The organism is Methylobacterium sp. WL116 (genome assembly GCF_008039455.1).
Taxonomy (GTDB): Bacteria; Pseudomonadota; Alphaproteobacteria; order Rhizobiales; family Beijerinckiaceae; genus Methylobacterium.
The window spans coordinates 1-5,439 of sequence record NZ_VRUV01000317.1 but is presented as its reverse complement, the minus strand read 5'-3'; the positions used below and the strand labels follow the sequence as shown (position 1 = coordinate 5,439).

The following is a 5,439-nucleotide window of genomic DNA, read 5'->3' as shown; positions in this document are numbered from 1 at the left end:
AACCTGTCCGACACGGCCGCCGTCGAGGCGCTGGTGCCGGCGGCGGAGGCCGCGCTCGGCGGTCTCGACATCCTCGTCAACAACGCCGGCATCACCCGGGACAACATCTTCGTGCGGATGAAGGACGAGGAGTGGGACCAGGTCATCGCCGTCAACCTCACCGCCGCGTTCCGCCTGTCGCGGGCGGCGGTGCGGGGGATGATGCGGCGGCGGGCCGGGCGCATCGTCAACATCGGCTCGGTGGTCGGCACCACCGGCAACCCCGGCCAGGGCAACTACGCGGCGGCCAAGGCCGGGCTCGTCGGGCTGACCAAGGCGCTGGCGGCGGAGGTCGCCTCGCGCAACGTCACCGTGAACTGCGTCAGCCCCGGCTTCATCGCCTCGCCGATGACCGACGTGCTCAACGAGAAGCAGCGCGAGGGCATCCTCGGCCGGGTGCCGGCCGGGCGCCTCGGCGAGGGCGCGGAGGTGGCCGCCGCCGTGGTCTACCTCGCCTCGGCGGAAGCGGCCTACGTCACCGGCCAGACGCTGCACGTCAACGGCGGCATGGCGATGGTGTGACGCCGGGGCGCGCGGCCCGGCCATCCCGCGGAAAACGCGGCGGAATCGGCGCCCGGAGCACACCGATGAACGGTTCGTGAACCGGGCCTCGCCAGCGCCTAAACCCTGTGTTAACACCCCGGCTGCCGTGCAAGGGGTTGACGGTTCGGCGGGTTCCGAGTCCAAGGCCAACAGGATTTCAGGACCCAGCGCGTTCGGTCACCAGCCGCTCGAAACAGGACCGGCCCGAAGCAAGGGCCACGGCGGCAACGGCGCCATTCCTTTCACCCACGTAACGTGAAGACCGAGGACCAGCAACGATGAGCGATATCGCTGAGCGCGTGAAGAAGATCGTCGTCGAGCACCTGGGCGTCGAGCCCGAGAAGGTGGTCGAGGGCGCCAACTTCATCGACGACCTCGGTGCCGACAGCCTCGACACCGTCGAGCTCGTGATGGCGTTCGAGGAAGAGTTCAACGTCGAGATTCCGGACGACGCCGCCGAGACCATCCAGACGGTCGGCGATGCGGTGAAGTTCCTGGAGAAGAACTCGGCCGCCTGATCGGCCAAAACGTCCTTCGGGTCGACGCGGCGCGGGCGGGGTGGAAACACCCGACGCGCCGCTGTCGTTGTTCAAGCGGAACGGGTTCGGGATAGCGCGATGCGGCGGGTGGTGGTTACGGGTCTGGGGATGGTCACGCCGCTCGGCAGCGGAGTCGAGCACACCTGGAGCCGGCTGATCGCCGGCGACAGCGGCGCCGGGCCGATCACCACCTTCGAGACCTCGGACCTCGCCTGCCGCATCGCCTGCACGGTGCCGCTGGGCGACGGCAGCGACGGCACCTTCGATCCCGACGCCTGGATGGAGCCGAAGGAGCAGCGCAAGGTCGACCCGTTCATCGTCTTCGCGATGGCCGCCGCGGGCCAGGCGCTCGACGACGCCGGCTGGCACCCGACGAGCTACGAGGACCAGTGCGCCACCGGCGTGATGATCGGCTCCGGCATCGGCGGCATCGGCGGCATCTACGACGCCTCGGTGACCCTGAAGGACAAGGGCCCGCGGCGGATCTCGCCGTTCTTCATCCCCGGCCGCATCATCAACATGGCCTCGGGCCAGGTCTCGATCGCGCACGGGTTGAAAGGTCCGAACAGCGCCGTCGTCACCGCCTGCTCCACCGGCACGCACGCGATCGGCGACGCCGCCCGCCTGATCATGCTGGGCGATGCCGAGGTGATGGTCGCGGGCGGCGCCGAATCGCCGGTCGACCGGCTGTCGATCGCGGGCTTCGCCGCCTGCCGGGCGCTGTCCACCGGCTTCAACGACACGCCGACCAAGGCCTCGCGCCCCTACGACAAGGCCCGCGACGGCTTCGTGATGGGCGAAGGCGCCGGCGTGGTGGTGCTCGAGGAGTACGAGCACGCCAAGGCCCGCGGCGCCAAGATCTACGCCGAGGTGGTCGGCTACGGCATGTCGGGCGACGCCTACCACATCACCTCTCCCTCGCCGGACGGCGACGGCGCCTTCCGCTGCATGACGGCGGCCGTGAAGCGCGCCGGCATCGACCCGGGCGCGATCGACTACATCAACGCCCACGGCACCTCGACGCCGATGGGCGACGAGCTCGAGCTGCGCGCCGTCGAGCGCCTGCTCGGCGCCTCGGCCCAGGGCGTCGCGATGTCCTCGACCAAGTCCGCCGTCGGCCACCTCCTCGGCGCCGCCGGCGCGATCGAGGCGATCTTCTCGATCCTGACCATCCGCGACGGCGTCATCCCCCCGACCCTCAACCTCGACGACCCGAGCGTCGAGACCGCCCTCGACCTCGTCCCGCACGAGGCCAAGCGCCGGCGGGTGGACATCGCCCTGTCGAACTCGTTCGGGTTTGGCGGGACGAATGCGAGCTTGGTGATGCGGCGGGTTTGATCCTTTACAGCGACCTAAAGTTGAATAACATACCTACAGAAGCGGATTGGCTTGGTCCGCCATCTGAGGTAAATAATGGCGAGCTTGATCAATTCGTTTGCAGCGTATCCATCAAAGCCTCGCATTATATCTGATTGTTTTAATTTAGCAGCATTCGACTTGAAGGAAATCAACGACCCATTCCATTTGCGGCTTTGGGGAGAACGAGATCGTCGGTCAACCCTTAATATCACCTATCCTAGAGCATATTGATGCAAGTCAGCATCTAGTTGCAGACATAACAATCACAAATTTCAATGTCACATTTGAAATCGGTTATGCTATTGCAAAATCCAAGCCCGTCATTCTGACTATGAATAGTGGAATAGATAAAGAGAAGTATACATTTTCTCAAATTGGTATCTTTGACACCCTGGGCTATCTTGAATATCAAAATTCGTCTCAACTTTTAGATGTAGTCAATAGAGCGAGGCGCACGCCTGCATTAAAATTTACAAAAGCATTAGACCAAAATATTCCGGTGTTTATATTAGAGCCTCCGACTCGAACCGACGCAATGATGCGTTTAGTCGGAAGAGTTAAGAAAGCTCGACTTAAATTTCGTAGTTTCAATCCCTTTGAGGACATGAGATTGTCCGCTCCATTCGCGATGGAGCAGGTAAGTAAATCTCTTGGAGTGATAGTACCCATTCTCTCTTCTGATGAGAAAGACGCCGATATCCACAATATTAGAGCGGCCTTCGTCGCTGGCCTAGCTTATGGTCTAGAAAAAAAATTGCTCCTTATCCAGAATGACGGAGGGCCTGCCCCTCTCGATGTTCGTGACTTTGTTCAGACGTATCGAAATTTTACTCAAATCGATGAGTTCGTACACGATTTTGCTTTTGAGTTTTACGAACTCAAAGGAAGTGCCGTCAGAGAAGAAATAGAAAACAAAAACTTTCTAGCGGATCTGCGCCTCGGCGACCCAATGGCAGAAAACGAAGACTCTACACTCTCGCAATACTACTTGCGAACTGATGAATTTCACCGCGCAATGCGTGGTGAAGTCAATTTGATTGTCGGACGCAAAGGAACTGGAAAGACAGCTCTATTTTTGCAGCTTGTATCTCGCTTTAGTCAGAACAACAAAAACATAGTTGTTGATTTACACCCCGAAGCCTTCCAACTACTTAAACTAAAAGACGATGTTCTAAGTTATCTTGCAGAAGGAGCCCAGAGTCATTTGATAACAGCACCCTAGGAATACATTATTTTGATGGAAATTTGCTATAAAATACTTGAGAAAGACAAGAAGTTCCACTATCGGGATGTCAAGCTTAAGCGGCTATATGATGATCTAGAAAGTAGCTTTGGATCAGATAGTTTAGGCGAAGCAGCTGATTTCTCAGAAAGACTTTCGATTTTATCTGAATCAATTGCCGAGAAATTTCATGAAATAAAGCTGTCCGATGCAGGCTCATCGGATTTCAAGCTGAGTAATTCACAGATAACTCAGTTGATATATCTCAGTGACATTAGACAGTTGAGGGAAAAGGTCACTCAATACTTACTGCAGAAAGATTCGATTTGGATATTGCTCGATAACTTAGATAAAGGCTGGGCATCTCATGGCGTATCCAAAACCGACGTGTTAATGTTGAGGTGTTTGATTGACGCAAACCGAAAAATACAACGCGAACTTTCCAAAAAGGCAGTTTTAATCAGCGCTATTGTCTTCATCCGAAACGATATATACGAATTGCCTGTAAGAAGATCTTCTGATTTCGGTAAGGAACTTCGAGCTTCTCTGGATTGGCAAGACCGAGATCTTCTCAGAGAAATGATGAGAAAAAGATTTGTTCAAAATGATTTTTATAAGGATAAGACGTTTTCGGACATCTGGTCGGTTCTGTGTATATCCCATATATCAGGAGAGGAAACATCAAACTATATAATAGATCGATGCCTTATGAGACCGAGAAATCTATTGAAGGCTTTCTCGTTGTGCCGTGGCATTGCTGTGAATATGGGCCATGATTCGATTCTACGTGACGACATTATCAAAGGCCTAGAAGCATACTCCAATGACGTCCTCGCTGATGCAAACCGCGAGCTTATTGATATTGAAGTTGATGCAGATAAAATTTTGTATCGATTTTTTGAAGAGAACGAACTTCATAGAAAAACTGAAGTTATCTCGATGTTCGCGAAGCACAAGCTAACTAACGAAAAAAGCCTACAAATTGTTAATCATCTTCTGTACTATGGATTTTTTGGTATCCGCAGGGGTGGCCATCAGGACTTGTCATATATAATCTTGGATATGACATGACGAAGATGAACATAATAGTAGAAAAACTCGAAGATCCTTTACTTGTTTTAAATCCAGCATTTCATGCGTCGCTTCGTATTCGGGGTTCGACGGATCTTCTTTTGTTAAGCGACTTTCAACAATAAATACCGAATAGGATCTTCTTATTTAAAAACGCTCACCACCCCCGCCGCTCCCCCGCATCCGGCACGCGCCCCTGCGGCGTGAGCCCGTGCACCACCTCCGGCAACACCTGAGACAGCTGCGACAGCAGCGAGTCCCGGTCCATCCCGGTCTGGCTCTGGAGCGCGCCGAGGGTGTCGGGGCCGAGCGCGCGGGCGAGGTCGTGGGGCTCGATGCTGCGGTTGCTGCCGTGGCCGATCCACGAGTCGATCACGTCGGCGAGGCCGCCCTGGCGGAAGCGGTCGACGAGGCCGTCGAGCCCGCCGGTCTCGCCCGATGTTTCATATGAAACATTTCCTGATTGAGGAACATTGGCTCGGTCGCCGGGACCGTCGAGCATGCCGGAGAGATCGCTGAAATCGCCGGGCGGCAGCGGCGCGTCGCGGCGGCCGCCCTCCTGGTCGAAGCCGCCGATGTCGCCGGGATCCTGGGCGGAATCGTCGGCGGAGTGGCCGGGATCGCGGCCGTAGGGACCGGCGCCGCCGGAGCGCTCGGTGTCGGGGC

6 protein-coding genes are annotated in these 5,439 nt (G+C 56.7%); 5 read left to right on the top strand and 1 reads right to left on the bottom strand.

The window, feature by feature from the left end; genetic code table 11:
- The 5 genes from fabG to FV223_RS19120 form a co-directional block, all read left to right on the top strand.
- Positions 1-561 (top strand): 3-oxoacyl-ACP reductase FabG (fabG, locus tag FV223_RS19140; protein WP_147728494.1); only part of this gene is annotated, 561 nt, incomplete at its 5' end.
- Positions 562-860: 299 nt separating this feature from the next.
- On the top strand, positions 861-1,100 hold the full coding sequence (locus FV223_RS19135) for an acyl carrier protein (protein WP_066926221.1): 240 nt from the start codon (positions 861-863) through the stop codon (positions 1,098-1,100).
- 99 nt (positions 1,101-1,199) lie between these two features.
- Positions 1,200-2,459, top strand: coding sequence for a beta-ketoacyl-ACP synthase II (gene fabF, locus FV223_RS19130; RefSeq protein ID WP_147728493.1), 1,260 nt, complete (start codon positions 1,200-1,202; stop codon positions 2,457-2,459).
- A gap of 352 nt (positions 2,460-2,811) precedes the next feature.
- Entirely contained in the window at positions 2,812-3,702 is an 891-nt protein-coding gene (locus tag FV223_RS19125; RefSeq protein WP_147728492.1) for a hypothetical protein, read from the top strand.
- 15 nt (positions 3,703-3,717) lie between these two features.
- Entirely contained in the window at positions 3,718-4,773 is a 1,056-nt protein-coding gene (locus FV223_RS19120; RefSeq protein WP_147728491.1) for a hypothetical protein, read from the top strand.
- A gap of 157 nt (positions 4,774-4,930) precedes the next feature.
- On the opposite strand, the gene FV223_RS19115 is transcribed toward FV223_RS19120, so the two are convergent.
- The coding region (locus tag FV223_RS19115) for a YidB family protein (protein WP_147728490.1) at positions 4,931-5,439 on the bottom strand (509 nt) is incomplete at its 5' end.

Excerpts from the sequence above, each read along its gene's own strand:
- FV223_RS19135 (WP_066926221.1), top strand. The coding sequence starts at position 861 with ATGAGCGATATCGCTGAGCGCGTGAAGAAGATCGTCGTCGAGCACCTG.
- fabF (WP_147728493.1), top strand. The coding sequence starts at position 1,200 with ATGCGGCGGGTGGTGGTTACGGGTCTGGGGATGGTCACGCCGCTCGGC.
- FV223_RS19125 (WP_147728492.1), top strand. The coding sequence starts at position 2,812 with ATGAATAGTGGAATAGATAAAGAGAAGTATACATTTTCTCAAATTGGT.
- FV223_RS19120 (WP_147728491.1), top strand. The coding sequence starts at position 3,718 with ATGGAAATTTGCTATAAAATACTTGAGAAAGACAAGAAGTTCCACTAT.